Origin of the sequence: Pseudomonas sp. NPDC089530, from assembly GCF_050280705.1 — a bacterium.
GTDB lineage: Bacteria > Pseudomonadota > Gammaproteobacteria > Pseudomonadales > Pseudomonadaceae > Aquipseudomonas.
In genome coordinates, this window is record NZ_JBNNVU010000077.1 from 1 (window position 1) to 25,830 (window position 25,830).

The window sequence follows — 25,830 nt, forward strand, 5'->3', positions numbered from 1 at the left end:
TAACCGAACAGGAGGAAGAGAACATGAGAGAACGCCACCACCCCCACCGCGAATACGGTGACGGCCCGCCGAGGATGGTGCGGGCGTAGTAGCTGACGCCGTAGCGGTTGAGCAGGTCGCCCTCGGTGGAGGTGTCGAGGATGTTGTATTCCACGGTCCGCGACACGTCTTCGGCGTAGGTCACCTGGTTGCCCGGGCTTTCCCACTGCTTGACCTTGGCCAGGGCGGCGATGGCCAGGCTCGACGGCGCCAGGAACACGTTCTTTTTCGCCGCTTTCGAGTAGACGGCCGGCATGTTGTGCACCACCAGGCAGCGGTCGAAACCCAGGTCCGCGCCGCCCAGCTCCTTGCTGTAGGTCACCTGGTCGGCGACCGAGGCGTCCTTGCCGTCCAGCACCACACGGGCCTTGATGCGCTTGCCGAACGAGGCGAACTCGCCGGCCACCGCCTTGGTGCCGGTGAAGCCCGGCGCGCCGATGATGGTCAGGTCTTCCGGGACACTGCCCAGGGCCGCCAGGCCGAGCTTACGGCCGGTGGTGGCGTCGATGCCGCCGATCACGTTGTTGAGGGTGTCGGCCGGGGTCGCGCCCTCTTCGACGATCACCACATAGACCGGAACCTTGACCACTTTGAGGATCTGGTACACCGCCTGGAACAGGGTGCCCGACTCGGCGCCGGTCGGATCCAGCAGGGCCTGGGTGGTGAAGCTGTTGATGCGGAACGGCGCATTGCGCGGGATCAGCGGGTCGGCCTTCGGCGCGGTGCCGACCAGACCGATGACGTTGTCGCCCAGGCCACCCATGGCCTCGGGGGATTCGGTGGCATTGACGGTAATGCCGTTGTGCTCGAAGTTCAGAACCTCAGCCATATTATTCAGCCTTCTTGGTGGCGGCCTTCTTGGCCGCGGTGGATGGGGTGGCCGCTTCGGCCGATTGGCGCGCCACAAAGACGCTGCTCAGTTCCAGGCGGCCGGCGGCACGCAAGGCACTGGCCTCGACATCGAGCAGTTCAAGCTTTTGGCCAACGCTCGACCAGTGGCCGCCACCGGTGGGGAACGGCACAAGGACGGTGTATTGCTGGCGGATGGACATGTATGAATTTCTCCAGACGCAAAAGCACCAAAGCCCCTCTGCGGGGCTTTGTGCGGGCGAAAAAAAACCGCTTTCGCGGTGAGGGGTCAAGTACGATCAGGCAGTGGATAGAGCGCCTTGATTTGAGCAACCTTGTCGCGCCAGGCCTTTTCCTTTTCAGGGGTTTCGTCGTATTGCCACTCGAGGAACAGGGGGTCCGCTTCAGTGACATACAGAGTGCGTCGGGCAGCAAGCACATTTTCCAGGATTGTTGTGCGCTCCGCCTCCAGGCAGATTTCGTCGGCACGCAGATCACTGAATCCAAGCGCAACCAGTGTGGGCCGGTCTGCCGGCACATTGATCAGCGTTTCACCCGAAACGGTTACGAGTTTATTGATATAACCAGTCATATTTAAGCGCTCTTGGCTGCGTAACGTTTATCGTTGTCGAGGGTGTAAGCCATTCTGTTTTCCGGGTAGGTTTCATTCAGCTCTTTAGCACCGATTGCGTACGGCTTTACATACCAGGAGATTTCGTGCTCTGACGTGACCGCCTCACTGATCTTCACTTCAGTTTCAACACGGCTATAGCTCACGGGACTTGAAAAACTCTTGGTGACGGCATAAGAAAGCCCCCCGCGCAGATAGCATCCGGACTCCTGCGAAGAATTGATCAAGGTCCCGGGGACAATGCCGTTCCACATAGGCTTAACCCCGGTAACAGGTCTGGCAATACTCAGCATGCCAAACTCCACTCGGCGAACAGTCTCTCGATAAGTTTGCGAGATGCGCTTCATCGTCAAGAAATTTGCATCACCGTTCCAAGGAATTCCACATCCCTCCATTTGCAGATTCAAACCTGCCACATGAGTTTCGAAGTTGTTATTAAATGGGTTTTTCTCGGTGTCTCGACTATAGAACCGAGAAATCACAATCTCAGATATCCCCTCCTCGTTGCCCGGCATCCGCCACCAGACAGGATAAAAGATATTTGTCGACAGCCCCGTCAGATCAATCACTTGCGTATAAGATGCCCGACCATTGATATCCTTGGCCTGGACACTATTACGCCAGCTGGTGAACTGATTTAATGCAGTATCCACGCGCGCATCGATCTTGCCGATTTGATTAGTGACCGCCTCTGTCAGCTTGTTACATGCATCCACTACTTTCGTGATGGTCGTTTCGATTCCCATATATGCCCCATAAATCCAATTTATATTCAAGATGCCCGCGTAAAAACACGCCGCGCACTTATGAAAAACACACGCCAGATAAGATATCTGGTAACCTGGCAACATCAAAGAACACTGAACATGCCTTCGTTATTTAGCTTCCAAAGACCTCACACGCCACATCAAGTCCACATGACGTGACATATTGTCGATGGAGGCTGCCGCCAAGAGTGCGATCTCTTCAGCCAACAATACGTTGAGGTTTTCATTACCCACAACAATCGTCACGCTATCCGCCGGCAACGGCGAAATATCCAGCGTGAACTTCTGCAGCACCCGCGCCGCCGCCGCTTTGTAAGTCAGCAACTTTCCGGCAGAGGAATACACGGCCAACAAGGTCCCACTGGCGAGATAAAAGCCGAACTCGCCAATTTCATACTCATCCTCGCCATCAAACAACGCGGCCATTCTGAGTTGCCGGTCGCCCAGGTCCTCGTAATCCACAATCGCCACCCGCTGCCGCTCGTTGCGCAGGGCGGTTTCCGAGCCGTCCGGGTTATAGCGGCCGGTACCGGCCCCGATGTGAGTGATCTGTCCTTTCAAGCCTTGGTTCTTTGCCGCCAACACTTCATCCAGACCGGCGGAAGTGAAGCGAACCAAGCGCGTAATGTCTTCTGTCATAGCTGCGCCCTGAGGTCGTAGTCGTTGATGGTGTTGTGCTGGGAAACCCCAGCGTTGTTAAGCCGGGCGCCGGGGCCGAATTCAGGCAGCGCTCCATCGAGACAGAGTTCGCCATCGCTCAGCGGTGTAGTCGCGCCGCCGTTCACGGCCAGCACTCCACGCAGCTTGACCTCGGGCAAGGCCCCAGGCGGGCTGTCATCGCCAATGCTCAGGCCAGGATCGGCCCCCACCGCCAGTCGCAGTCCACCCGTGGTCGGGTGGACGATGGTGATGGTGCCGTCGTCGCGCTCGCTCTTCGCGGCGTTGATACGGCGTATCAGGCGGTTGTGGTCGCCGCTGGACCAGTCCCGGCCGATGATTGCCTGCACATCGAAGGTGTAGGGATGGCCCTGCGGTCGCTGCTCGTACCAGGCGGCGATGTTGGGTATGAACCCCATGGATTCGACGGCGTGGCTCAGGGCCTTGTGGGTCCCGGCCTGCCGCTGGATCTGCCAGGACAGCGAGACGGTCAGGCGTTTTTCGGTTTCACCGGCGCCCGCATCCCATTCATTGACCCCGCGATCTGCCGCCAGGTAAGGCAGGAAATCCGCAGGAGTCCGAGTGGGATTCATCAGCTCGGGAAATGGCGGAGCCACACGCTCGAGCAGCCGGGCGAAACCGAGATCGAGAGCCTTTTCCAGAACTGAACTGTTGGCCGGCAGCAGGCTCAAGCCGGCAGTATCGTCGCTCATAAGGTGCGCACCTCCACTTCAACCCCCGTGCAATAGGGCGCCTGGAAAGCCGTGGTCACGATCGGTTGCAACGGCTCGAGAATCTCCAGCTGCACCGCGCCCGCCGTATGCAGCGTGTAGTCGATCCAGCTCGGATCCACTCGCCCTTCCAGGCGGTGACAGCTGTTCGCGTAAGCCTGGAGTTGCTGCTCAGTGGCGATCCTGGTCAGCCCCGAATCGGGCCCCGGGTGGATCTTGGCCACCACGCGGATCTTGTAGGGTTTGATTTCGGCCGCCTGCACCGTGACCTGATCGGTTTCCGGCTTCACGTCCGGTCGCGAAAAGTGCCGGCGCACGCCGTCGAGCAGGTCCGCGGACGGCGTACCGTCGCCGTGGCGCGAGAGCACGGTGACCTGCACTTCGCCCGGCGCGGTGCGGCGGCCGTTGCCATCCTTGACCTGAGCGGCGAAACCGTCCGGGGCGAAGGTATAGGTGACCGTCACCACACCCGCGTCGGTGGAGTCCACTTTCACCGTCGGTCGTTCGCCAAGGGTGAAGACTTCTCGGCGATACTGCATCCGCGAACCGGCCGCCGGTGCATGGGGCGCCAGGTAGTAGCGCAGGCGCGCATCGTCGTCGCTTTCGTAGATCGCGGGGACCGGCGGAAAGGCCGCCGGATCGCCCGGGTCGAGCAACTGCCGCTCCAGGCCCATGTCCGCCAGACGCGCATCCAGGTTGCTGCCGGTGGCCCACCAGGCCAGCATCTGCTTGATGCGGGCGTTGTATTTGCGTTCGTGGGTCTGCAGGCGCACGCAGAACGCTTCGAGGGCCATGCTCAGCAACTCGCTTTCGTTCTCCAGGCTGACCTTCAGCTTGGCTGCGCTGTCCGGCGAACGAGCGCCGACGTATTCGACGACGAAGCTCTTGAATTCGGCGAGCAGGTCCTCGAAGGCCTCGACCGTCACGATCGCTGGCTCGGCCAGTTGGTTTTGCCCTGGTATCAGCATGCTCATGTCACGACCTCGAACGTCTGTTGGCGGTTTTTCCAGGTGCCGGCGAAGCGCAACAACAGCCCGGCGCCGCGCCGGCTGGCGACAATCACCTGCGGCTCGAAATCGCCGATGCCGTTCTGCTCGTTGTAGAACGCCTGCGCGGCATGGCTCTGGGCGAGGATCAGCAGGTCGTCGCCGAGGTTCTGGCCCAGCAGGCCGGGAATCAGCGAGCCGTACAGTGGGCGCTTCTGCCGGGTGCCCAGCGGCGTGGTCAGGGCGCGGGTCGCGCGCTGCACGAACTGCAGCCAGTCGTCGACCGTGGCCCCGGTGTTTCTATCGACTCCAATCATGGGAAGCCTCTTATCCAGTGCTGATAACGCGGCCCTGGTGTTCCACCAAGGGACCGCTGAAGTGGATGCCGGCGCTGTCGAGCAAGATGCCCACCGCCCCCAGGCGCAGCTCGATCGCCTCGGGCCTCATCGCCAGTCGGGCGGGGCCGATGCTCAACGCCACCGCTTCGCGGGAGGCGTTCAGCGCGGTCGGGCCGTTGCTCCAGTTCAAGACATGGCCGGCGTCGTCGTAGCTGCTTTGGGTGCCATCGGCGTACTGCCGGCGAGTCAAGGTGGTCAGGCTCGACGCCGGCGGAAAGCGCTCGCAGTTGATGCCGAACAGCGCCACCGACTGCGCGCCGTTGTCGCCGCCGCCGTAGTTGAACAGCAGGCATTGCTCGCCCACGGAAGGAATCCGCGATTCGCTCTGGGCGCCGGCGCTGGGGTTGAAGAACCTGATCGCCGGCGTCAGCAACTCCCCATGGCTGACCCGACAGGTGTTGCTGGCCGCATCGACCGCCTGGCACACGCCGATACGGCAATGGTTTTCCGCCCGGCGGTGCAAGTCCTCCAGCTCGGCCTCCATTTCCGCCAGGCGCTCGATGATCGGGCCCAGCTGCAGGCGCAGCAGTTCGTCGAACATGGGTCAGCCCTCCAGTGCCTGGTATTGGTCGGGGTCGTCGATGTTCGTCACCTCCCAGGCGCGGGCGAACTTCGGTATGCCGATCGGGTCGTCCAGCAGGGGCGGCCCGAGGTACAGCGTCTGGGTGAACGACAGCGTCCAGGCGGCGTACTGCTGTTCGCCGCGGACGAGCGTCGAAGGCACACCGTCGATGTTCACCGGCAGATCGCACTGCGCCGCCGGCAGCCCCCAACGGTTGTCCGTGGCCAGGCCCTTCAGCGCCCCGATCAGGTCGCATGCCGCGAACCCGGAGTGCCCTGCCCCCACGGCCGCCACGCCTTGCAGCGCGACCGTCAGCACATGGGCGTTACGCCCTTCGGGGCTGCGGATACCCGGGGCGTTGCGTTCGAGCGCAATCAGCACCCAGGCCTGCTCGAGCACTCCGTCGAAGTCCTGGTGACGGCCGACCTTGAGCCCAAGGCCCGCCCCGCGCAGGGTCTCGGCAATGGCGAAAAACAGCTGCGAGGGCTTGTCGATGACAGCGGGCATGGAAAGCTCCTGTTCGGGTATCAAGGTTTGAGAGGGTTGAGGAGAGGCGCCGAGGCGTGGGAGGTTTGGGGCCTGCGAACGGTCGGCGCCGATCGGGTCGAATCAGTTGTACTTCTCGTTCAGCGCATAGAGGATTGCGCAGGTTTCCACATCCAGTTTCCCGGCATGGTTCTTCGGCCGGAAATGCATCTGGAACGCCCGCACCAGGGACCGGTAGAAGTCATCGCTCACCTCGGCCGGCACGCCATAGCCGTAGGCGGCGAAGGCTTTGAGCACCTCGGTACGCTCAGGCAAGCCCTCGGCCTTGAACCGCTGGACGTAGCCTTTCTTGGTCGGCTCGTCGTACCAGGCGCCGATGCCGGCCTTGTAGAGCTCCTTCCAGGGCAGCTTGGGGCCCGGATCGGACTTTCGACCCACCGCGATGTCGGAGTGGCCCACCACGTTTTTCGGCGACAGGTCCGGATAGCGCTGGAGAATATTCAGGGCCAGTTGCTTGAGCGCCTCGATCTGCGAGCGTTCGTAATCCGGGAAGGTAAAGACGCCATTGACGTCGGTGGCTTCGTTGACGATCTCAATGCCGATGGAGGTGTCGTTCAAGCCGCTGCGACCGGCCCAGTCGCTGACACCGGCATGCCAGGCCCGGTCTTCCTCGGCCACCAGGTTGAAAATTCGTTGTTCCCGGAAACCCGCGGCCTGATACGTCGGGTCCTGCAGCGCCGGGATCAGGTAATGGGCGCTCGCCGCGCCAGTGGTCAGGGCCTTGACCGACGCCTCGAAGTTCAGGGCCGTGTAATGCAGCACCAGAAAGCGCACGCGCTTGTTATAGGGCGCCAGGGTGCGATAGCCGTTGTAGTCGATTGGGATCATGGTTTGCCTCTCTTTGAAACGGAAGGAAGCACGGCACGGGGCCGTACCGGGCGCCTCCCTGTCGGGAGGGCCGATCGAGCTCGTCCAAGACGAGTACGCGTCCTGCGTCAGGCGGGTATCACGGCAGCGTCGATTCAAGGGATCGACGTTCTGTTTGGATGGTGATTCAGGCGTCCGGACGGGAGTCCTTGGGCGGCACTTCGCACACCCCCAGGCGCTTGGCGGCCCAGCGCTCGTACAGCCCGATGGCCACGTCGGCGCCCGCCATGGCGGTCAGGCAACCGAAGGCACCAGCGGTCCAGATCGAGACGCCGGCGGCATACAGCAGCATGATGGTCGAGACCCCGCAGATCACGCAGGCGCCGGAGCGCAGGGCCAGGCGCCGCAGCAGCAACCAGCCGCGGGCGCCCTCCTTGTCGGCGCGCCACATTTCACCGGACACCCCGCCCACCAGGGCGAGGACGATGACCAGCCAGATCGGCATGTCCAGCAACGCTTGTTGCTCGTTTGTCATGTCACGCCTCCTGGGAGCGTTGATGAGGGCAGGGATTGAGAACAGGACAGCACCGCTGAACGGGAGTTACAGACGTTCAACAATGACGTTGTCGATAAGGGCAAAGTTGGCATACGGATTCTGCTCGTTGGAGAACGCCAGAGTCGTTTGCGTGGTAGTGGCGGTGAAGTCGTAGGTCAGGGTGCTCCACTCGATCGCAACGCCCTTGGCGGTCGGCGTATTGAACGTCGCGGTCTGGCCAGCCACTTTGACCTGGATGACACCATCGCCCGAACGACCGAAGGACTTTGAATTACCGGCACTGAATGTCAGTCGGTACTTGGCGCCGACGACAGTGGCGAAGTTCTGTTGAATGCCCCCGCCGTTGCCATAGACATAGTTCGCCAGGTCAACCACCACCAGGCCATCCGCGGCTACGGAGCCGCCCAGCGAAGCCGGCACGTTGAAGTACTCGGCACCGGACAGGAACGTCGTCCAGCCGGTAATGAAGTTGGTTTTGGCCGGGGTATCCAGAACACAGTTGCCACTGCAACCGGGCTGTTCAAAGCTGCCATTGAGCAGCAGATTGGCCGCGACGGCATTGGCTGTGGAGCCCAGCAGCACAACGGCTGCCAGAATTGGAGCGACGTATTTTTTCAAGATCTTCATGTGTTCACCTATGGGTGTGATGGACTGGGTCGTGCCACCGAAGCAGCATTCATGTCGCTCACAGGCGATCGCTCGGGGCTCGCGGCCCTCACATGATTCAGCGTTCCGCAGCGGGAACATTTGATCTGGAGCTCTGCCTGCTCGCCGATCCGGGCGAGCAGTCTTTTGCAATGTCCACATCGGCAATCTTTCAACATCGGCAATGCCTCATGATGTTCGTCGGATCCTTCCCTTTGTGTTGGCGATCTAGAGAGGAATCCCCCAGATGCCTGTGTGTCAGGTAGGCATTCCAAAAAGCCCGGCAATGCGCCGGGCTTTTCAGTAATGCGGTCCTTCGCCTTCCTTTCATCCTGCGGACAAAAAGGAAGCTGACTTTTCGGCGCTACTGGCGCGGTACGAGTCCATTCAAATTGTTTTTCCGACCGCGGTCCCTGCCCGCCGGATAACTGCTCTTGGTGCTTTACGCTGCACACCCGGGTCAGTTGCCAACCCTCTGAACCGTCGAGGCCGGTTCATCGCTGCCTTTGCTTTTGCCACTAAAGAGCGGTGTTGCTCGCCGCTGCTGAGCGGCTTGGGACGAATAATATGCATAGATGCATATCCGGTCAATGCGAAAATGCATTTATTTGTTCGCAAGAAATGCATTCGCGCATGAGAGTCGCATAAATAAAGGCTTGGAGGGTGCGCCAGGCACAAAAAAGCCCGCTCGATGGCGGGCTTTGGCGTTATGGGTTGCGATCAGCGGGCGTACATGCCCCACCAGAAGACGTGACCGAGGATGACGATCTGCTCTTCCTGCATATCCTGGAAGCTGTAGTCCTCATCCGGATGTTCGTCGCGGTTGAAGCTGCGCAGGCGAATGCCGGAAGGCAGGCGATAGAGCTGCTTCACCCGCAGTTGGCCGTTATGGTTGATGGCATACAGGTCGCCGTCGACGATGTCGCCGATGCCGCACTTGCCGGCATTGACCCCCACCGTGGCGCCGTCGCGCAGCACCGGCAACATGCTGTTGCCACGTACCGTCACGCATTTGGCCTGGTCGAACTGCACACCATTGTGCCGCAGGCTGCGCTTGCCGAAGCGCAGGCTGGAGCGCTCGCTTTCCTCGATGACGAATCTTCCTGATCCCGCAGCCAATTCAACCTCGCGAAGAAAGGGGACCGACACCTCGTCGTCATCGACGGGGGTATCGTCGTCCCACAGACTTATGTCCTTGAGTTCCGAATGCAGATCGCTCGACCGGATGACCGCGACCGCCGCGCGTCCGCGCAGTTGATCGGTGCTCACCTGGAAATACTCGGCGATCCGCGAGATGTGTTTATCCGACGGATCGACAATCTTGCCGTTGAGAATCCGCGAAAGGGTGGATTGAGGCACGCCGGTACGCCGATGGAGTTCCGTGGGGGAAATGCCATCGCGATCGAGCAGCTCTCTTAAGACGGTAGATACGTTGCGCTTTTGCATAATGCGCATATTGCGGGTTATTTTCGCCGATGACAAATGCTAAAATGCATATCCATGCATAAAGCACCTGTTTTCAGCTTGTTTCATCCCTGCGAAGGCCGGACTGCCCATGGTAACCTTGCGCCCATCGCGAAAAAGCCGGGCCCATGCCCCGTCCTTGCCCACCCTTTCAACGAATCAACCTGACGACCCGATGAATAAAGCGCTCACCGATCTGTCCTCCCACACGCCGATGATGCAGCAGTACTGGCGCCTCAAGAACCAGCATCCTGATCAGCTGATGTTCTATCGCATGGGCGACTTCTACGAAATCTTCTATGAGGACGCGAAGAAGGCCGCCAAGCTGCTGGATATCACCCTGACCGCGCGCGGACAGTCGGCGGGCCAGGCGATTCCGATGTGCGGGATTCCCTATCACGCCGCCGAAGGCTACCTGGCCAAGCTGGTGAAGCTGGGCGAGTCGGTGGTGATCTGTGAACAGGTCGGCGATCCGGCCACCAGCAAAGGCCCGGTGGAACGCCAGGTGGTGCGAATCATCACGCCGGGGACCGTCAGCGACGAAGCCCTGCTCGACGAGCGCCGGGACAACCTGATCGCGGCGGTGCTGGGGGACGAGCGTCTGTTCGGCCTCGCCGTGCTGGACATCACCAGCGGCAACTTCACGGTCCTGGAGATCAAGGGCTGGGAAAACCTGCTGGCCGAGCTGGAACGCATCAACCCGGTGGAACTGTTGATCCCGGACGACTGGCCGCAAGGCCTGCCGGCGGAAAAACGCCGCGGCGTGCGCCGTCGTGCGCCCTGGGACTTCGAGCGCGACTCGGCCCACAAGAGCCTGTGCCAGCAGTTCTCCACCCAGGACCTCAAGGGTTTCGGCTGCGAGAACCTGACCCTGGCCATCGGCGCCGCGGGCTGCCTGCTGGGTTACGCCAAGGAAACCCAGCGCACCGCCCTGCCCCACCTGCGCAGCCTGCGCCACGAACGCCTGGACGACACCGTGGTGCTCGATGGCGCCAGCCGGCGCAACCTGGAACTGGATACCAACCTGGCCGGCGGCCGCGACAACACCCTGCAATCGGTGGTCGACCGTTGCCAGACCGCCATGGGCAGCCGTCTGCTGACCCGCTGGCTGAACCGCCCGCTGCGCGACCTGAAAGTCCTGCAGGCGCGGCAGACCTCGATCGGCTGCCTGCTGGACGGTTACCGCTTCGAAAGACTGCAACCGCAGCTCAAGGAAATCGGCGATATCGAGCGGATCCTGGCACGGATCGGCCTGCGCAATGCCCGTCCTCGCGACCTGGCGCGCCTGCGCGATGCCCTGGCGGCGCTGCCCGAGCTGCAAGTGGCGATGACCGAGCTCGAAGCCGAGCACCTGGGCCAACTGGCGGTGACCACCAGTACCTACCCGGAACTGGCCGCGTTGCTGGAAAAAGCCATCATCGACAACCCGCCGGCGGTGATCCGCGACGGCGGCGTGCTGAAGACTGGTTACGACTCCGAGCTGGACGAACTGCAATCGCTGAGCGAAAACGCCGGCCAGTTCCTGATCGACCTGGAAGCCCGGGAAAAGGCCCGAACCGGCCTGGCCAACCTGAAAGTCGGCTACAACCGGATTCACGGCTACTTCATCGAATTGCCGAGCAAGCAGGCCGAACAGGCGCCGGCGGACTACATCCGGCGCCAGACCCTCAAAGGCGCCGAACGCTTCATCACCCCGGAGCTCAAGGCCTTCGAGGATAAGGCCCTGTCCGCCAAGAGCCGGGCGCTGGCGCGCGAAAAGATGCTCTACGACGCACTGCTGGAAACCCTGATCGGCCACCTGCCACCGCTGCAGGACACCGCCTCGGCCCTGGCCGAGCTGGATGTGCTGAGCAACCTGGCCGAGCGCGCGTTGAATCTCGACCTCAATTGCCCACGCTTCGTCAGCGAACCGTGCATGCGCATCACCCAGGGCCGCCACCCGGTGGTGGAACAGGTGCTGACCACGCCATTCGTGGCCAACGACCTGAGCCTGGACGATCGCACCCGGATGCTGGTGATCACCGGCCCGAACATGGGTGGTAAATCCACCTATATGCGGCAAACCGCACTGATCGTGCTGTTGGCCCATATTGGCAGCTTCGTGCCGGCGGCCAGCTGCGAGCTGTCCCTGGTGGACCGCATCTTCACCCGGATCGGCTCCAGCGACGACCTGGCCGGCGGCCGCTCCACCTTCATGGTGGAAATGAGCGAGACCGCCAACATTCTGCATAACGCCACCGAGCGCAGCCTGGAGCTGATGGACGAAGTAGGTCGCGGCACCAGTACCTTCGATGGTTTGTCCCTGGCCTGGGCTGCGGCAGAACGTCTCGCCCAGTTGCGCGCCTACACCCTGTTCGCCACCCACTATTTCGAACTCACGGTACTGCCGGAAAGCGAACCGCTGGTCGCCAACGTGCACCTCAACGCCACCGAGCACAACGAGCGCATCGTGTTCCTGCACCACGTGCTGCCAGGCCCCGCCAGCCAGAGCTATGGCCTGGCCGTGGCCCAGCTGGCGGGGGTTCCGAGCGCGGTGATCGTCCGTGCCCGCGAACATCTGAGTCGCCTGGAAACCACCAGCCTGCCCCATGAAGCGCCGCAACCGGCCGCGGGCAAACCCTCGGTTCCGCAACAAAGCGACCTGTTCGCCAGCCTGCCGCACCCGGTGCTCGATGACCTGGCCAAGCTCGACCTGGACGACATGACCCCGCGCAAGGCACTGGAAATGCTCTATACATTGAAGACACGCATCTAACGCTGATGCTTTCAAGCTGTTAGAATCTCGCGCGGTTTGGGATGCTGCGGACTATTAGCCTGGTCCGCAGACTATCGCTCCCAAACCTGGCGACCCCGTCCTGAAGGGGCTCCGCTGCCGCCGCCTGAGGAGAAAATTAGAAATGACCTTCGTCGTCACCGACAACTGCATCAAGTGCAAGTACACCGACTGCGTAGAAGTCTGTCCGGTGGACTGCTTTTACGAAGGCCCGAACTTCCTGGTGATTCACCCGGATGAGTGCATTGACTGCGCGCTGTGCGAGCCTGAATGCCCCGCTGTAGCGATCTTCTCCGAGGATGAAGTTCCGGAAGAGATGCAGGAGTTCATTCAGCTGAACGTTGAGCTGGCCGAGATCTGGCCCAACATCACCGAGAAGAAAGATTCCCTGCCCGATGCCGAAGAGTGGGATGGCGTCAAAGGCAAAATCAAAGACCTCGAACGCTGATCACCCCGCGTTCCCTGAAAAGGCCCCTTGCGGGCCTTTTTGCTGCCCGGGATTCGGTCCCACTTTTTCGCAGGCAAAAAAAAGGGGCGGTATGACCCGCCCACCTTTTTTCCCTATTCCCTGTATTCCTTTTCATCGTCCTGATGAATCGCATCCTGCGATGTCCTGACCATCATCCTTGATGGCTGTGTCTATCCGTCGACACAGGGCTGATATTAGAGAGTTTCCATGACAGAGCAATGGCACTGACTGGCAGAAAAAGTGTCGGACAAGCGCTCTCGCATCAAAATAAGTTGTTATTAATCAACAAGATAACTAAAAACTTCATTTCAAACAGCCAACTTTCATACCACATAAAACCCGAATACTTACGAAAGAGTAAGCCTTTGCTTACATGCTCTTTCAGCGATCAAGCTTCCTTCCACAAAGTTCATCCCCGGCTTATGAGCACGCCATAAAAAAGCCCCGAACAAGTCGGGGCTTTTCACCGCTGGATTGCTCGCGCCGTTACTGGAACAGCGACTCGCTGGACAAGCCATTCTTCTCGAGGATCTCGCGCAGACGCTTGAGACCTTCGACCTGGATCTGACGTACCCGCTCGCGGGTAAGCCCGATTTCCAAGCCCACATCTTCCAGGGTGCTGCTTTCGTGGCCGCGCAAGCCGAAGCGGCGAACCACCACTTCACGCTGTTTGTCGGTCAGTTCGGAAAGCCACTGGTCGATGCTTTGCGACAGGTCGTCATCCTGCAACAGCTCGCACGGATCGGTAGGACGATCGTCGGTGAGGGTGTCCAGCAGGGTTTTATCCGAATCCGGACCCAGCGAGACGTCGACTGAAGAAACCCGCTCGTTCAAGCCCAGCATGCGCTTGACCTCGCCCACCGGTTTTTCCAGCAGGTTAGCGATTTCTTCAGGGGAAGGTTCATGATCGAGTTTCTGTGTCAGCTCCCGTGCTGCCCGCAGGTACACGTTGAGCTCTTTGACCACATGAATCGGCAGCCGGATAGTCCGGGTCTGGTTCATGATTGCCCGTTCGATGGTTTGACGGATCCACCAGGTGGCATAGGTCGAGAAGCGGAAACCGCGCTCCGGATCGAACTTCTCCACCGCCCGGATCAAGCCCAGGTTGCCCTCTTCGATCAGGTCCAGCAGCGAAAGCCCACGATTGACATAACGCCGGGCGATTTTCACCACCAGACGCAAATTGCTTTCAATCATTCGCTTGCGCCCGGCCGGATCGCCACTTTGCGACAGACGCGCAAAATGCACTTCTTCTTCCGGAGAGAGCAATGGAGAAAAACCGATTTCATTGAGATACAGCTGCGTTGCGTCGAGCGCCCGCGTGTAATCAATGTATTTGTGTTGTTTCAGTGAAGCGGAGTGTTTGGATTTGGCACGAACTGAAGGTACAGCAGATCCCTCATTCGACATCGAATCAGTGGCGATGCCTGTCTCCATAAGGAGAACTTCATCGTCGATGTCAAACTCCGGCACTTCTTTACTGAGAGCCATTGTTATAGTCCTTTGGTGAGTTCGACCTCAGGCTCAAGCGGCGCCTTTATCCTTGGCAACGCTGGAACCTGTTCCCCCTACATGACGGAACAGGTAACGGATCAACGACGTGGCAGGAATTGCAGCGGATCTACAGGTTTACCTTGTCGGCGAATCTCAAAGTGCAGTTTCACCCGGTCTGTACCAGTTGATCCCATCTCGGCAATTGTCTGTCCGACTTTGACCTGCTGCCCCTCCCGAACCAATAGCCTGCGGTTGTGGCCGTAAGCACTGACGTAGGTATCGCTGTGTTTGATGATGACCAGTTCGCCGTAGCCCCTTAAGCCACTCCCGGCGTAAACCACCGTCCCATCAGACGCAGCTAAAACAGGCTGTCCCAAATCCCCGGCGATATCAATGCCTTTATTCAAACTACCGTTTGAAGAGAATTTTCCAATTAAAATACCGTTCGAAGGCCAGCCCCAGCCCTTTGGCGCGGGGCCTGCAGGCGGTAATGGCGCTGGCGCGGGCTGGCTCGCAATCGTTGGCGCGGCCCCTGCCGGACGACGAATTACCGTGGTTTTACTTGAAGAAGATGCGCTCGAAGCCGACTTTGTAACCACCGCTGTCGACGCCGAACCCGAGCGACCGTCAAAGCGGATGGTCTGCCCCGGATGAATGGTGTACGGCTCGGCAATATTGTTGCGCGCGGCCAGGGCCTTGTAGTCCCAGCCATAACGGAAGGCAATCGAGAACAGTGTGTCACCACGACGAACCGTGTATTGCCCTGTGGTCACCGTCGGGCGCTGCGGTACCGCGCTGGTGCGATCGACGACCCCGGCGCTGCTCGACTTATTGCTCGAACAGCCGACCAACAGAGAACTCAAGACAAGGCCCATCACCAGTCGCTGAAAGCTTGTTGTACCTATACGCTGCGCAATGACTGTGAGACTCACCCGCCGCTCCCTTTGTGGTGGTTGAAGATAAATGGTGCCTGGCTCAGGCATGAAGTGTCGCAAGTATAACCGGCCGTCCGCGCTTTACCCCCGGCAAAGCGAAATCGGCAGGCACAGGCATATCGATCAGGATTCAATGTGGCTTAACCGATTGATCACGCTGTAAGACCAAGCCGATCAAACAGAATTCACCCGTTTTAAACAAATGCTCAGGCCAGGGGCCCGTTAAGCAGGGGAACGAAACGCACAGCGCCGAGAACCTGCCGCGAAAACCCTTGTTCTTCACGAATGATCAGCATCAATTGCTGTACCTCGCCGGAGCCGACCGGAATCACCATCCGGCCACCTGGCGCCAGTTGGTCCAACAGGGCCTGAGGTATATCGGTCGCGACTGCGGTCACGATAATCCCGTTGTACGGCGCCAGTGCCGGCCAGCCTTCCCAGCCGTCACCCCAACGGAACACCACGTTGCGCAGGTTCAGTTCGACCAGGCGCTCCTTGGCCCGATCCTGCAACACCTTGATCCGCTCGACCGAAAACACCCGCTCCACCAACTGCGACAACACCGCCGTCTGATAACCCGAGCCGGTGCCGATCTCCAGTACCTTGTCCAACGGCCCCGCCGCCAGCAGCAGCTCGCTCATGCGCGCCACCATATAGGGCTGCGAGATCGTCTGGTTGTGCCCGATCGGCAAGGCCGTGTCTTCATAGGCCCGATGCGCCAGGGCCTCATCGACGAACAGATGCCGTGGAGTGCGCCGAATGACTTCCAGCACCTGGGTGTTGGACAGGCCTTCATCGTAAAGACGCTGGATCAACCGCTCGCGGGTCCGCTGGGAGGTCATCCCGATGCCGCGACGCAACAGATCGTCCTGCTCGCGAGCCATCAGCGCAGTCCCTCCAGCCAACCGTCCAGACTTCTGAAGGCATCGTTGAAGGTGCGATCGAGCTGCAACGGCGTAATCGAAACATAGCCCTGCATGATGGCGTGGAAATCCGTACCCGGGCCGCCGTCCTCGGCGTCCCCCGCCGCGGCGATCCAATAGCCGGCCTTGCCGCGAGGGTCCACGGTTTTCATCGGCGCCGCCGCGCGGGCGCGATGCCCCAGGCGAGTCAGTTGAATGCCGCGGATATGATCGAGGGGCAGATTGGGAATGTTCACGTTCAATACGGTGCGAGGTGGCAGATCAAGTTGGCCATGGGCCTCCACCAGTTTACGCGCGAAATGGGCAGCCGTCGGCAGGTTGTCCACCTGACGCGAAACGAACGAAAAGGCAAACGCCGGAAGATCCAGAAAACGCCCTTCCAAGGCCGCGGCGACAGTGCCGGAATACAGCACGTCGTCACCCAGGTTCGCCCCGAGGTTGATGCCGGACACCACCATGTCCGGATCGCGCTCCAGCAGCCCGTTGAGGCCCAGGTGCACGCAGTCGGTGGGTGTGCCATTGAGACTGATGAAACCATTACTCAAGGTGTGCGGATGCAACGGACGGTCGAGCGTCAGCGAGCTGCTGGCGCCGCTTTTGTCCTGCTCCGGGGCGATCACCACGCACTCGGCGTAATCCGCCAGCGCAGCATGAAGCGCGGCGAGACCGGGTGCTGCTACACCATCGTCGTTAGAAATCAGAATACGCATGGGCTGTCCGTCTGCCCCACCGGCACCAGATCGACGAGTTCACGCACCAATACGGTGGCGAAGCATCCGGCCGGCAGGACGAATTCCAGTTGCAGAATGTCAGGCTCGGGATAATGCCACGTCAACCCGCCAATGGGCAGCCGCAGGATGCGACGTTCGTGGCTCATTCCGGCGTTAATCAACCAATCGCGCAGGTCCGCTTCGCTGGCAGCCACCTGCTGTTCCAGCCGATGCGTCGCCCCGGCGGCGGGCGACTCGCCCTCCCCCCACTGCGGCCCGGTGGGGTGCAGGTCGAGGATGGCCAGGCGCGGATCGCTGCATTCGGCTTCGCCAGCCGGGAAGAAACTGCGGCTGTCGGTGAAAGCCAGCAGGTCGCCGACCTGGGCGCGCTGCCAACTGCCATCGGCGACGCGCGCCGCCAGCACCCGGTTGAACAGATAACTGCGCGCGGTGGACAGCAGCCGCGAACGCACGTTGCGTTGCTCCGGCAAGGCTTTGCGGGCCGCCCAGGCGCGGGCATCCACCAAATTGCCGCCGTCATGGCCAAAACGCTGGGCGCCGAAATAGTTGGGGATGCCGTGCTTGGCGATCAATTGCAGGCGCTCTTCGATCCCGGCCTTGTCGGCCTTGAGTTCGGTCAGGCGCAGGGTAAAGCCGTTGGCCGCATGGGCACCGCGTTGCAACTTGCGCTTGTGGCGGGCCTGCTTGAGGATCTTCAGCGTGTGGTTTTCAGCCGCTGCCAGATCGGGATCGGCCTTGCCAGGCAGTTGCACGCTGAACCACTGCCGGGTCAACGCCTGGCGGTCCTTCAAGCCGGCATAGCTGACGGTGCGCAACGGCACCCCCGCCGCCTTGGCAATCCGCCGCGCCGCTTCCTCGGTGTTCAGGCCGCGCTTTTCCACCCACAACCACAGGTGTTCGCCTTCGCCGGTCAGTGGAGTATCCAGGACTTCGTCGACCTGGAAGTCTTCGGCAGTGGCCTTCAGTACCGCGCTGCCCAGGGCTTCGCCATAGGCCCGTGGGCCCAGCAGTTGCAGTTCGTTCATGCGCGCAGCAACAAGGCAACGGAATGGACGGCGATGCCTTCTTCGCGCCCGACAAAACCGAGCTTTTCGGTGGTGGTGGCCTTGACGTTCACTTGATCGAGCTCGACCTGCAGGTCCGCGGCAATCAGCCCGCGCATGGTTTCGATATGGGGCGCCATCTTCGGTGCCTGGGCCACGATGGTGTTATCGACGTTGCCGACCTTCCAGCCCTTGGCATGGACCAGTGCGACGACATGACGCAACAGCGCACGGCTGTCGGCGCCCTTGAACTGCGGATCGGTGTCCGGGAAGTGTTTGCCGATGTCGCCCAGCGCAGCCGCGCCCAGCAAGGCATCGCTCAGAGCGTGCAGCAGCACGTCGCCATCGGAATGGGCGAGCAGCCCGAAGCTGTGTGCGATACGCACGCCGCCCAGAGTGATGAAATCGCCTTCAGCGAAACGGTGCACATCGTAGCCGTGGCCAATACGCATAAAAAAACGCCCTGATTGAGTCAGGGCGTGATTCTACCTGCTTTGGCGGACATTAGGCGCCCAGAGCGCGCGCATGATGCTGCAGGTGGTCGTCAATGAAGCTGGCGATGAAGAAATAGCTGTGGTCGTAGCCCGGTTGCAGGCGCAACGTCAGCGGATGACCGGCGGCTTTCGCCGCCTGTTGCAGCACTTCCGGCTTGAGTTGATTGGCCAGGAAATCGTCACGATCGCCCTGGTCCACCAGCAGCGGCAGCTTTTCGCTGGCTTCCTGGATCAACACGCTGGCATCCCATTCGCGCCAGCGGGAACGCTCTTCGCCCAGGTAGCGGGAAAAGGCTTTCTGCCCCCAGGGGCAATCCATCGGGTTGCTGATCGGCGCGAAGGCCGACACCGACTGGTAGCGCCCCGGGTTGCGCAGCGCGCAGACCAGAGCCCCGTGCCCGCCCATGGAGTGACCGCTGATACCGCGCTTGTCCGAGGCCGGGAAATGCGCCTCGACCAGGGCTGGCAGCTCCTGCACCACATAGTCATGCATGCGGTAATGCTCGGCCCAGGGTTGCTGGGTGGCATTGAGGTAGAACCCCGCCCCCAGGCCGAAGTCCCAGGCGCCGTCCGGGTCGCCCGGCACGCCGGGGCCGCGCGGGCTGGTGTCCGGCGCGACGATGATCAACCCCAGCTCGGCGGCCAGGCGCTGGGCGCCGGCCTTCTGCATGAAGTTCTCGTCGGTGCAGGTCAGGCCGGACAACCAGTACAGCACCGGCAGCTTGCCGCCCTGCTCCGCCTGCGGCGGCAGGTAGACGGCAAACACCATGTCGCAGCCCAGCACCTCGGAATGATGCTTGTAGCGTTTGTGCCAGCCGCCGAAGCTTTTCTGGCAGGACAGGTTTTCCAGACTCATGGCCGACCTCAGAAATGGATGACGCTACGGATGCTCTTGCCTTCGTGCATCAGGTCGAAAGCCTTGTTGATGTCCTCCAGGCCCATGGTGTGGGTGATGAAGGTGTCCAGGGGGATTTCGCCGGTCTGGGACATTTCCACATAACTTGGCAACTCGGAACGGCCACGCACGCCGCCGAACGCCGAACCGCGCCATACACGACCGGTCACCAGCTGGAACGGACGGGTGGCGATTTCCTGGCCGGCACCGGCCACGCCGATGATCACCGACTCGCCCCAGCCCTTGTGGCAGCACTCCAGCGCGGCACGCATCAGTTGGACATTGCCGATGCACTCGAAGGAGAAGTCCACGCCGCCGTCGGTCATGTCGACGATGACCTCCTGGATCGGCCGGTCGAAGTCTTTCGGGTTCACGCAATCGGTGGCGCCCAGTTGCTTGGCGATTTCGAACTTGGCCGGGTTGATGTCGATGGCGATGATTCGGCCAGCCTTGGCTTTCACCGCGCCGATCACCGCCGACAGGCCGATGCCGCCCAGGCCGAAGATCGCCACGGTGTCGCCGGCCTTGACCTTGGCGGTATTGATCACCGCACCGATCCCGGTGGTCACGCCACAACCGAGCAGGCAGACCTTCTCCAGCGGCGCTTCCTTCTGGATCTTGGCCACGGAGATTTCCGGCAGCACGGTGTACTCGGAAAAGGTCGAGGTGCCCATGTAATGGAAAATCGGCTGGCCTTTATAGGAGAAACGGGTGGTGCCGTCGGGCATCAAGCCCTTGCCCTGAGTGGCGCGGATCGCCTGGCACAGGTTGGTCTTGCCCGACAGGCAGAATTTGCACTTGCCGCATTCCGGGGTGTACAGCGGGATCACATGATCGCCCACGGCCACCGAGGTCACGCCCTCGCCGATGGCCTCGACCACCGCACCGCCTTCGTGACCGAGGATCGCCGGGAAGATGCCTTCCGGGTCGGCGCCGGACAGGGTGTAGGCGTCGGTGTGGCAAACGCCGGAAGCGACGACCCGCAACAACACCTCGCCAGCCTTGGGCATGGCCACATCGACTTCAACGATCTCAAGGGGTTTCTTGGCCTCGAAGGCAACGGCAGCGCGCGACTTGATCATCCTGGGTCTCCAGCGAATAAAAACGAGACAAGGAGTGTAAAACAGCGCCGAGCGATGAATAATCCGGACAAAAGCAAAACATTATTGCCGCACAGGGATAATCACCATGAACGAGAACCGCTGGGAAGGCATCGACGAGTTCGTCGCCGTGGCCGAATGCAGCCAGTTCACCGCCGCGGCGGAGCGCCTTGGGGTGTCGTCGTCCCATATCAGCCGGCAGATCGTCCGCCTGGAAGAACGACTGCAGACCCGCCTGCTGTATCGCAGTACTCGCCGGGTGACCCTGACCGAAGCCGGGCAGACCTTCTTGCAGCATTGCCAGCGCCTGCAGGACGGGCGCGAAGAAGCGCTGCGCGCGGTGGGCGACCTGGCGAGCGAGCCTAAGGGCATGCTGCGCATGACCTGCGCGGTGGCCTATGGCGAGCGTTTCATCGTGCCACTGGTGACCAGCTTCATGGGGCTTTACCCACAGTTGCGGGTGGATATCGAGCTGAGCAACCGCCCCCTGGATCTGGTGCACGAGGGTCTCGACCTCGCGGTTCGCCTCGGCCGCCTGCAGGACTCACGGTTGGTGGCAACCCGCCTGGCGCCGCGGCGCATGTACCTCTGCGCCTCGCCGTCTTACCTGGAGCGCTACGGTCGCCCCCACAGCCTGTCGGAGCTGAGCCGCCACAACTGCCTGATAGGCAGCTCGGATATCTGGCAACTGGAGCAGGACGGCCGGGAGTTTTCCCAGCGGGTGCAAGGCAACTGGCGCTGCAACAGCGGGCAGGCGGTGCTGGATGCGGCCTTGCAGGGGGTAGGCCTCTGCCAGCTGCCGGATTACTACGTGCTGGAGCACTTGCATCAGGGCACGCTGATTTCCCTGCTCGAGGCGCATCAACCGCCGAATACCGCGGTGTGGGCGCTGTATCCGCAGCAACGGCATCTGTCGCCCAAGGTGCGCAAGCTGGTGGATTATCTCAAGGAAGGGCTGGCCAAGCGGCCGGAGTATTGTGGTTGAACCCTGGGATCTGATCGCAAACAGCTTGCTACAGGACTTGGGGTGATCTTCTGTAGGAGCGCAGCTTGCGCGCGATGAACGATAACGCGGTGAGCCAGGCATTCGGCGACGCGGTCATCGCGCGCAAGTCGGATCGCCTACCAGTAATGCAGGCTGATACCAGAGCTATCGACGATTGGCCCAACGCTGACGCAGCCATTCCAGGTCTTCCGGACGGGTCACCTTGAGGTTGTCCGCGCGCCCTTCGATCAGGCGTGGCGCCTGGCCGGCCCACTCCATCGCCGACGCCTCGTCGGTTATCGTCACATCCGCCACCAGGCTGTCGGCCAGGGCACGATGCAAGGCGCCAAGACGGAACATCTGCGGCGTATAGGCTTGCCAGATCAGGCTGCGATCCACGGTTTCCAGGACACGCCCGTGTTTGTCGATCCGCTTCAGGGTGTCGCGGGCCGGCACCGCGAGCAAGCCGCCCACCGGGTCGTCCGCCAGTTCGCCCAGCAGCTTGTCCAGGTCATCCCGGGACAGGTTTGGTCGCGCGGCATCGTGGACCAGCACCCAATCTTCATCGGCAGCGCCCTGGGCATGCAGATGGAGCAAGGCGTTGAGGACCGAGCCGGAGCGCTCCGCGCCACCTTCGACTCGCTGAATCCGCGAGTCATGGGCACAGGCCAGGGTCGGCCAGTAAGGATCGTCAAGCGCCAGGCTGACCACCAGCCCTTTCAGGGAAGGGTGGTCGAGGAAACAGCCGAGGCTGTGTTCGAGAATAGTGCGCCCGCCCAGTTGCAAGTATTGCTTGGGACGGTCCGCGGCCATACGGGCACCGACGCCCGCTGCAGGAATCACGGCCCAGAAGGCCGGTAACGACTGAATCATTGGGCCAACTGGTAGAGGGTCTCGCCCTCCTTGACCATGCCCAGTTCATGACGAGCCCGTTCTTCCACGGTCTCCATGCCTTTCTTCAATTCCATGACTTCCGCGTCGAGTACACGATTACGCTCCAGCAGACGCTCGTTTTCAGCGTGCTGATCGGCAATTTGCTGAGTCAGGTCGGCTACCTGCGCCAGGCTGCCATTCCCCACCCACAGGCGGTACTGCAGGCCAGCCAGCAGCAAGAGCAAGACGAGGAACAACCAATTGGGACTGCGCATCGAATATCGGGTATCCAGTGAAAAAAGACAGCCATGCCAACAACTTCGAACCTACTGATAGCACGAAGCCTGGAAGAACCAGGCTTGTGCTCTTAAGGCATCAGATTAGTGGCAAAAAACTCGCTGTAGCGATTTTCCCGACACAATCCGGTGTCTTTTTACCATCTACCGCTTAACCGCGAAACTCGCCGCGGCCGTTGTATTTGGCCTTGCCGTTCAATTGCTCTTCGATACGCAGCAATTGGTTGTACTTGGATACGCGGTCGGAACGGCACAGCGAACCGGTCTTGATCTGGCCAGCCGAAGTACCCACAGCCAGGTCGGCGATGGTCGAATCTTCGGTTTCGCCGGAACGGTGCGAAATCACGGCGGTGTAACCGGCCGCCTTGGCCATCTGGATAGCTTCCAGGGTTTCGGTCAGGGTGCCGATCTGGTTGAACTTGATCAGGATCGAGTTGGCGATCTTCTTGTCGATGCCTTCTTTCAGGATCTTGGTGTTGGTCACGAACAGGTCGTCGCCCACCAGCTGGGTCTTCTCGCCGATCTTGTCGGTGAGGATCTTCCAGCCAGCCCAATCGGATTCGTCCAGGCCGTCTTCGATGGAGATGATCGGGTAACGCTCGGTCAGGCCTTTGTGGTAGTCGGCGAAACCTTCGGCGGTGAACACCTGGCCTTCGCCGGACAGGTTGTACTTGCCGTCTTCGAAGAACTCGCTGGCCGCGCAGTCCAGGGCCAGGGTCACGTCGGTGCCCAGCTTGTAACCGGCATTGGCCACGGCTTCGGAGATCACTTTCAGGGCGTCTTCGTTGGAAGCCAGGTTCGGCGCGAAACCGCCTTCGTCACCTACCGCAGTGCTCAGGCCACGGGCCTTCAGCACGGCCTTGAGGTGATGGAAAATCTCGGTGCCCATGCGCAGGCCTTCGGAGAAGGACTTGGCGCCCACTGGCTGCACCATGAATTCCTGGATGTCGACGTTGTTATCGGCGTGCTCGCCACCGTTGATGATGTTCATCATCGGTACCGGCATCGAGTAGACGCCCGGGGTGCCGTTCAGGTTGGCGATGTGCGCGTACAGCGGCAGGTCCTGGTCCTGTGCTGCTGCCTTGGCCGCAGCCAGGGAAACGGCGAGGATCGCGTTGGCACCCAGGGTTGCCTTGTTGTCGGTACCGTCCAGCTTGATCATGGCCTGATCGAGGGCTTTCTGGTCGCTTGGGTCTTTGCCCAGCAGCAGGTCGCGGATCGGGCCATTGATGTTGGCGACGGCCTTCAGCACGCCCTTGCCCAGGTAACGGCTCTTGTCGCCATCACGCAGCTCCAGCGCTTCACGGGAGCCGGTGGAAGCACCGGACGGCGCGCAAGCGCTGCCGATGATGCCGTTATCGAGAAGCACGTCCGCTTCGACGGTGGGGTTGCCACGGGAGTCGAGAACTTCACGACCTTTGATGTCGACGATTTTTGCCATTGTTGTAAACACTCCAAAGTTGACGAAAACGACGCAGCTGAAGGGAATCTCTTTTACCGTCGGCAAGCAGGAAACAGGGGGCGGACTTGCGGACGATAAGGCTCAGGCCCGCGGGCCTGAGCAATTAATCGTGCGGTACTTTACCGGAGAAATGGGTGTTACGCGGTCTCTACCGTCGGAAAACTCTTAACCAGTTCGTCCAGGGCCTTGAGCTGGGCCAGGAAAGGTTCGAGTTTGTTCAGGCGCAGGGCGCATGGACCGTCGCATTTGGCGTTGTCCGGGGCCGGGTGCGCTTCCAGGAACAGGCCGGCCAGAGATTGGCTCATGCCGGCCTTGGCCAGGTCAGTGACCTGGGCGCGGCGACCGCCGGCCGAATCGGCGCGGCCACCAGGCATCTGCAACGCGTGGGTCACGTCGAAGAACACCGGGTATTCGAACTGCTTCATGATGCCGAAGCCGAGCATGTCCACTACCAGATTGTTGTAACCGAAGCTCGAACCACGCTCGCACAGGATCAACTGATCGTTACCCGCTTCTTCGCACTTGCTCAGGATGTGTTTCATTTCCTGGGGTGCGAGGAACTGGGCTTTCTTGATGTTGATCACCGCGCCGGTCTTGGCCATCGCGACCACCAGGTCGGTCTGGCGCGACAGGAAGGCCGGCAGCTGAATGATCTCGCAGACCTCGGCGACAGCTGCCGCCTGGTGCGGTTCATGGACGTCGGTGATGATCGGCACGCCGAAGGCTTGCTTGATGTCCTGGAAGATGCGCATGCCCTCTTCCAGGCCAGGACCGCGATAAGAGGTCACAGAAGACCGGTTGGCCTTGTCGAAACTGGCCTTGAACACGTAAGGGATACCGAGCTTTTCGGTGACCTTCACGTACTCTTCGCAGACCTGCATCGCCATGTCGCGGCTTTCCAGCACGTTCATGCCGCCGAACAGGACCATGGGCTTGTCGTTGGCAATCTCGATGTCGCCGACGCGGATGATCTTCTGTGCCATCGGGGTTACGCCTTCTTCTGGTGTTGAGCCAAAGCCGCCTTGACGAAGCCACTGAACAGCGGATGGCCGTCACGTGGCGTCGAGGTGAACTCCGGATGGAACTGGCAGGCGACGAACCATGGATGATCCGGAGCCTCGACCACTTCAACCAGCGCAGCATCGGCGGAACGACCGGAGATTTTCAGACCGGCTTCGATCATCTGAGGCAGCAGGTTGTTGTTCACTTCGTAACGGTGACGGTGACGCTCGACGATCACGTCCTTGGCATAGCAATCGTGCACCTTGGAGCCGGCTTCGAGCAGGCATTCCTGAGCGCCGAGACGCATGGTGCCGCCCAGGTCGGACGCTTCGGTACGGGTTTCGACCGCGCCGGTGGCATCGGCCCACTCGGTGATCAGGCCAACGACCGGGTGACCGCTGGCGCGATCGAACTCGGTGGAGTTGGCGTCTTTCCAGCCCATGACGTTACGCGCGAACTCGATCACGGCCACTTGCATGCCCAGGCAGATACCCAGGTAAGGCACCTTGTTTTCACGAGCGTACTGAACGGCGGTGATCTTGCCTTCCACGCCGCGCAGACCAAAGCCGCCTGGAACCAGGATCGCATCGACGCCTTCCAGCAGCGCGGTGCCCTGGTTCTCGATGTCTTCGGAATCGATGTAGCGCAGGTTGACCTTGGTACGGTTGGTGATGCCGGCGTGACTCATCGCTTCGATCAGCGACTTGTAGGCGTCCA

General features: G+C 61.0%; 31 protein-coding genes. 3 read left to right on the plus strand and 28 right to left on the minus strand.

What is annotated here, in order from left to right; all coding sequences use genetic code 11:
* From ACQKQA_RS23075 to ACQKQA_RS23145, 15 genes are all read right to left on the minus strand, one after another.
* The coding region (locus ACQKQA_RS23075; protein ID WP_427562869.1) for a phage tail protein at positions 1-868 on the minus strand (868 nt) is incomplete at its 3' end.
* A gap of 1 nt (position 869) precedes the next feature.
* Positions 870-1,091 carry a hypothetical protein gene (locus ACQKQA_RS23080; protein ID WP_427562872.1) on the minus strand — a complete coding sequence of 74 codons (222 nt, stop codon included), beginning with the start codon at positions 1,089-1,091 and terminating at the stop codon, positions 870-872.
* An 86-nt stretch (positions 1,092-1,177) separates the two neighbouring features.
* Positions 1,178-1,480: a hypothetical protein gene (locus tag ACQKQA_RS23085; protein WP_427562875.1), complete on the minus strand. Its 303-nt coding sequence runs from the start codon at positions 1,478-1,480 to the stop codon at positions 1,178-1,180.
* Positions 1,481-1,482: 2 nt separating this feature from the next.
* A complete protein-coding gene (locus ACQKQA_RS23090; RefSeq protein ID WP_427562878.1) occupies positions 1,483-2,265 on the minus strand; it encodes a phage tail protein in 783 nt (260 codons plus the stop codon).
* A 129-nt stretch (positions 2,266-2,394) separates the two neighbouring features.
* Complete coding sequence (locus tag ACQKQA_RS23095) at positions 2,395-2,925, minus strand: hypothetical protein (protein WP_427562880.1); 531 nt, start codon at positions 2,923-2,925, stop codon at positions 2,395-2,397.
* Positions 2,922-3,656: a phage tail protein I gene (locus ACQKQA_RS23100; protein ID WP_427562883.1), complete on the minus strand. Its 735-nt coding sequence runs from the start codon at positions 3,654-3,656 to the stop codon at positions 2,922-2,924. The genes ACQKQA_RS23095 and ACQKQA_RS23100 overlap by 4 nt, the downstream gene beginning before the upstream one ends.
* Positions 3,653-4,648 (minus strand): baseplate J/gp47 family protein, encoded by a 996-nt coding sequence (locus tag ACQKQA_RS23105; RefSeq protein WP_427562886.1) that lies wholly within the window; start codon positions 4,646-4,648, stop codon positions 3,653-3,655. The genes ACQKQA_RS23100 and ACQKQA_RS23105 overlap by 4 nt, the downstream gene beginning before the upstream one ends.
* Positions 4,645-4,977, minus strand: coding sequence for a phage baseplate protein (locus ACQKQA_RS23110; protein WP_427562889.1), 333 nt, complete (start codon positions 4,975-4,977; stop codon positions 4,645-4,647). Before ACQKQA_RS23110 ends, ACQKQA_RS23105 begins: the two co-directional genes overlap by 4 nt.
* A gap of 10 nt (positions 4,978-4,987) precedes the next feature.
* Positions 4,988-5,599, minus strand: a complete 612-nt coding sequence (locus ACQKQA_RS23115) for a phage baseplate assembly protein V (RefSeq protein WP_427562891.1) — start codon at positions 5,597-5,599, stop codon at positions 4,988-4,990.
* A gap of 3 nt (positions 5,600-5,602) precedes the next feature.
* Entirely contained in the window at positions 5,603-6,127 is a 525-nt protein-coding gene (locus ACQKQA_RS23120) for a hypothetical protein (RefSeq protein WP_427562893.1), read from the minus strand.
* Between the two features lie 102 nt (positions 6,128-6,229).
* Positions 6,230-6,994 (minus strand): N-acetylmuramoyl-L-alanine amidase, encoded by a 765-nt coding sequence (locus tag ACQKQA_RS23125; RefSeq protein WP_427562896.1) that lies wholly within the window; start codon positions 6,992-6,994, stop codon positions 6,230-6,232.
* Positions 6,995-7,160: 166 nt separating this feature from the next.
* Positions 7,161-7,508 (minus strand): phage holin family protein, encoded by a 348-nt coding sequence (locus tag ACQKQA_RS23130; protein WP_427562899.1) that lies wholly within the window; start codon positions 7,506-7,508, stop codon positions 7,161-7,163.
* Between the two features lie 66 nt (positions 7,509-7,574).
* Entirely contained in the window at positions 7,575-8,156 is a 582-nt protein-coding gene (locus ACQKQA_RS23135; RefSeq protein WP_427562902.1) for a DUF642 domain-containing protein, read from the minus strand.
* An 8-nt stretch (positions 8,157-8,164) separates the two neighbouring features.
* Positions 8,165-8,353 carry a Com family DNA-binding transcriptional regulator gene (locus ACQKQA_RS23140; protein WP_427562944.1) on the minus strand — a complete coding sequence of 63 codons (189 nt, stop codon included), beginning with the start codon at positions 8,351-8,353 and terminating at the stop codon, positions 8,165-8,167.
* A 541-nt stretch (positions 8,354-8,894) separates the two neighbouring features.
* Entirely contained in the window at positions 8,895-9,629 is a 735-nt protein-coding gene (locus tag ACQKQA_RS23145) for a LexA family transcriptional regulator (protein ID WP_427562905.1), read from the minus strand.
* 184 nt (positions 9,630-9,813) lie between these two features.
* Between ACQKQA_RS23145 and mutS the strand changes: the two genes are divergently transcribed.
* The gene (gene mutS, locus ACQKQA_RS23150; protein WP_427562908.1) at positions 9,814-12,393 is read left to right on the plus strand and encodes a DNA mismatch repair protein MutS; all 2,580 of its coding nucleotides are present in this window, start codon (positions 9,814-9,816) and stop codon (positions 12,391-12,393) included.
* A gap of 142 nt (positions 12,394-12,535) precedes the next feature.
* On the plus strand, positions 12,536-12,859 hold the full coding sequence (gene fdxA / locus ACQKQA_RS23155; RefSeq protein WP_007924025.1) for a ferredoxin FdxA: 324 nt from the start codon (positions 12,536-12,538) through the stop codon (positions 12,857-12,859).
* 507 nt (positions 12,860-13,366) lie between these two features.
* Here the strand turns inward: fdxA and rpoS are convergent.
* From rpoS to ACQKQA_RS23195, 8 genes are all read right to left on the minus strand, one after another.
* Positions 13,367-14,371: an RNA polymerase sigma factor RpoS gene (rpoS, locus tag ACQKQA_RS23160; RefSeq protein ID WP_045885371.1), complete on the minus strand. Its 1,005-nt coding sequence runs from the start codon at positions 14,369-14,371 to the stop codon at positions 13,367-13,369.
* A 101-nt stretch (positions 14,372-14,472) separates the two neighbouring features.
* Entirely contained in the window at positions 14,473-15,306 is an 834-nt protein-coding gene (locus tag ACQKQA_RS23165) for a peptidoglycan DD-metalloendopeptidase family protein (protein ID WP_427562912.1), read from the minus strand.
* A 209-nt stretch (positions 15,307-15,515) separates the two neighbouring features.
* Entirely contained in the window at positions 15,516-16,151 is a 636-nt protein-coding gene (locus tag ACQKQA_RS23170) for a protein-L-isoaspartate(D-aspartate) O-methyltransferase (RefSeq protein ID WP_427562947.1), read from the minus strand.
* 41 nt (positions 16,152-16,192) lie between these two features.
* On the minus strand, positions 16,193-16,942 hold the full coding sequence (gene surE, locus ACQKQA_RS23175) for a 5'/3'-nucleotidase SurE (RefSeq protein WP_427562915.1): 750 nt from the start codon (positions 16,940-16,942) through the stop codon (positions 16,193-16,195).
* Entirely contained in the window at positions 16,930-17,988 is a 1,059-nt protein-coding gene (truD, locus tag ACQKQA_RS23180; protein ID WP_427562918.1) for a tRNA pseudouridine(13) synthase TruD, read from the minus strand. The genes surE and truD overlap by 13 nt, the downstream gene beginning before the upstream one ends.
* Positions 17,985-18,458, minus strand: a complete 474-nt coding sequence (gene ispF / locus ACQKQA_RS23185; protein ID WP_427562921.1) for a 2-C-methyl-D-erythritol 2,4-cyclodiphosphate synthase — start codon at positions 18,456-18,458, stop codon at positions 17,985-17,987. Before ispF ends, truD begins: the two co-directional genes overlap by 4 nt.
* 52 nt (positions 18,459-18,510) lie before the next feature.
* Positions 18,511-19,356, minus strand: a complete 846-nt coding sequence (gene fghA / locus ACQKQA_RS23190; RefSeq protein ID WP_427562924.1) for an S-formylglutathione hydrolase — start codon at positions 19,354-19,356, stop codon at positions 18,511-18,513.
* A gap of 8 nt (positions 19,357-19,364) precedes the next feature.
* Complete coding sequence (locus tag ACQKQA_RS23195; protein WP_427562927.1) at positions 19,365-20,477, minus strand: S-(hydroxymethyl)glutathione dehydrogenase/class III alcohol dehydrogenase; 1,113 nt, start codon at positions 20,475-20,477, stop codon at positions 19,365-19,367.
* A gap of 106 nt (positions 20,478-20,583) precedes the next feature.
* Here ACQKQA_RS23195 and ACQKQA_RS23200 point away from each other — a divergent pair, with 106 nt between their 5' ends.
* Entirely contained in the window at positions 20,584-21,480 is an 897-nt protein-coding gene (locus tag ACQKQA_RS23200; protein WP_427562930.1) for a LysR substrate-binding domain-containing protein, read from the plus strand.
* Between the two features lie 165 nt (positions 21,481-21,645).
* Here the strand turns inward: ACQKQA_RS23200 and ispD are convergent, their stop codons facing one another.
* The 5 genes from ispD to ACQKQA_RS23225 all read right to left on the minus strand — a co-directional run.
* Positions 21,646-22,353: a 2-C-methyl-D-erythritol 4-phosphate cytidylyltransferase gene (gene ispD / locus ACQKQA_RS23205; RefSeq protein ID WP_427562933.1), complete on the minus strand. Its 708-nt coding sequence runs from the start codon at positions 22,351-22,353 to the stop codon at positions 21,646-21,648.
* Positions 22,350-22,628, minus strand: a complete 279-nt coding sequence (gene ftsB / locus ACQKQA_RS23210) for a cell division protein FtsB (RefSeq protein ID WP_011059544.1) — start codon at positions 22,626-22,628, stop codon at positions 22,350-22,352. The genes ispD and ftsB overlap by 4 nt, the downstream gene beginning before the upstream one ends.
* 172 nt (positions 22,629-22,800) lie before the next feature.
* On the minus strand, positions 22,801-24,090 hold the full coding sequence (gene eno / locus ACQKQA_RS23215) for a phosphopyruvate hydratase (RefSeq protein ID WP_427562936.1): 1,290 nt from the start codon (positions 24,088-24,090) through the stop codon (positions 22,801-22,803).
* Positions 24,091-24,248: 158 nt separating this feature from the next.
* Positions 24,249-25,094 (minus strand): 3-deoxy-8-phosphooctulonate synthase, encoded by an 846-nt coding sequence (gene kdsA / locus ACQKQA_RS23220; protein ID WP_427562939.1) that lies wholly within the window; start codon positions 25,092-25,094, stop codon positions 24,249-24,251.
* A 5-nt stretch (positions 25,095-25,099) separates the two neighbouring features.
* Positions 25,100-25,830 (minus strand): CTP synthase (locus tag ACQKQA_RS23225; RefSeq protein WP_427562941.1); only part of this gene is annotated, 731 nt, incomplete at its 5' end.

Excerpts from the sequence above, each read along its gene's own strand:
- ACQKQA_RS23080 (WP_427562872.1), bottom strand. The coding sequence starts at position 1,091 with ATGTCCATCCGCCAGCAATACACCGTCCTTGTGCCGTTCCCCACCGGT.
- ACQKQA_RS23085 (WP_427562875.1), bottom strand. The coding sequence starts at position 1,480 with ATGACTGGTTATATCAATAAACTCGTAACCGTTTCGGGTGAAACGCTG.
- ACQKQA_RS23090 (WP_427562878.1), bottom strand. The coding sequence starts at position 2,265 with ATGGGAATCGAAACGACCATCACGAAAGTAGTGGATGCATGTAACAAG.
- ACQKQA_RS23095 (WP_427562880.1), bottom strand. The coding sequence starts at position 2,925 with ATGACAGAAGACATTACGCGCTTGGTTCGCTTCACTTCCGCCGGTCTG.
- ACQKQA_RS23100 (WP_427562883.1), bottom strand. The coding sequence starts at position 3,656 with ATGAGCGACGATACTGCCGGCTTGAGCCTGCTGCCGGCCAACAGTTCA.
- ACQKQA_RS23105 (WP_427562886.1), bottom strand. The coding sequence starts at position 4,648 with ATGAGCATGCTGATACCAGGGCAAAACCAACTGGCCGAGCCAGCGATC.
- ACQKQA_RS23110 (WP_427562889.1), bottom strand. The coding sequence starts at position 4,977 with ATGATTGGAGTCGATAGAAACACCGGGGCCACGGTCGACGACTGGCTG.
- ACQKQA_RS23115 (WP_427562891.1), bottom strand. The coding sequence starts at position 5,599 with ATGTTCGACGAACTGCTGCGCCTGCAGCTGGGCCCGATCATCGAGCGC.
- ACQKQA_RS23120 (WP_427562893.1), bottom strand. The coding sequence starts at position 6,127 with ATGCCCGCTGTCATCGACAAGCCCTCGCAGCTGTTTTTCGCCATTGCC.
- ACQKQA_RS23125 (WP_427562896.1), bottom strand. The coding sequence starts at position 6,994 with ATGATCCCAATCGACTACAACGGCTATCGCACCCTGGCGCCCTATAAC.
- ACQKQA_RS23130 (WP_427562899.1), bottom strand. The coding sequence starts at position 7,508 with ATGACAAACGAGCAACAAGCGTTGCTGGACATGCCGATCTGGCTGGTC.
- ACQKQA_RS23135 (WP_427562902.1), bottom strand. The coding sequence starts at position 8,156 with ATGAAGATCTTGAAAAAATACGTCGCTCCAATTCTGGCAGCCGTTGTG.
- ACQKQA_RS23140 (WP_427562944.1), bottom strand. The coding sequence starts at position 8,353 with ATGTTGAAAGATTGCCGATGTGGACATTGCAAAAGACTGCTCGCCCGG.
- ACQKQA_RS23145 (WP_427562905.1), bottom strand. The coding sequence starts at position 9,629 with ATGCGCATTATGCAAAAGCGCAACGTATCTACCGTCTTAAGAGAGCTG.
- mutS (WP_427562908.1), top strand. The coding sequence starts at position 9,814 with ATGAATAAAGCGCTCACCGATCTGTCCTCCCACACGCCGATGATGCAG.
- fdxA (WP_007924025.1), top strand. The coding sequence starts at position 12,536 with ATGACCTTCGTCGTCACCGACAACTGCATCAAGTGCAAGTACACCGAC.
- rpoS (WP_045885371.1), bottom strand. The coding sequence starts at position 14,371 with ATGGCTCTCAGTAAAGAAGTGCCGGAGTTTGACATCGACGATGAAGTT.
- ACQKQA_RS23170 (WP_427562947.1), bottom strand. The coding sequence starts at position 16,151 with ATGACCTCCCAGCGGACCCGCGAGCGGTTGATCCAGCGTCTTTACGAT.
- surE (WP_427562915.1), bottom strand. The coding sequence starts at position 16,942 with ATGCGTATTCTGATTTCTAACGACGATGGTGTAGCAGCACCCGGTCTC.
- truD (WP_427562918.1), bottom strand. The coding sequence starts at position 17,988 with ATGAACGAACTGCAACTGCTGGGCCCACGGGCCTATGGCGAAGCCCTG.
- ispF (WP_427562921.1), bottom strand. The coding sequence starts at position 18,458 with ATGCGTATTGGCCACGGCTACGATGTGCACCGTTTCGCTGAAGGCGAT.
- fghA (WP_427562924.1), bottom strand. The coding sequence starts at position 19,356 with ATGAGTCTGGAAAACCTGTCCTGCCAGAAAAGCTTCGGCGGCTGGCAC.
- ACQKQA_RS23195 (WP_427562927.1), bottom strand. The coding sequence starts at position 20,477 with ATGATCAAGTCGCGCGCTGCCGTTGCCTTCGAGGCCAAGAAACCCCTT.
- ACQKQA_RS23200 (WP_427562930.1), top strand. The coding sequence starts at position 20,584 with ATGAACGAGAACCGCTGGGAAGGCATCGACGAGTTCGTCGCCGTGGCC.
- ispD (WP_427562933.1), bottom strand. The coding sequence starts at position 22,353 with ATGATTCAGTCGTTACCGGCCTTCTGGGCCGTGATTCCTGCAGCGGGC.
- ftsB (WP_011059544.1), bottom strand. The coding sequence starts at position 22,628 with ATGCGCAGTCCCAATTGGTTGTTCCTCGTCTTGCTCTTGCTGCTGGCT.
- eno (WP_427562936.1), bottom strand. The coding sequence starts at position 24,090 with ATGGCAAAAATCGTCGACATCAAAGGTCGTGAAGTTCTCGACTCCCGT.
- kdsA (WP_427562939.1), bottom strand. The coding sequence starts at position 25,094 with ATGGCACAGAAGATCATCCGCGTCGGCGACATCGAGATTGCCAACGAC.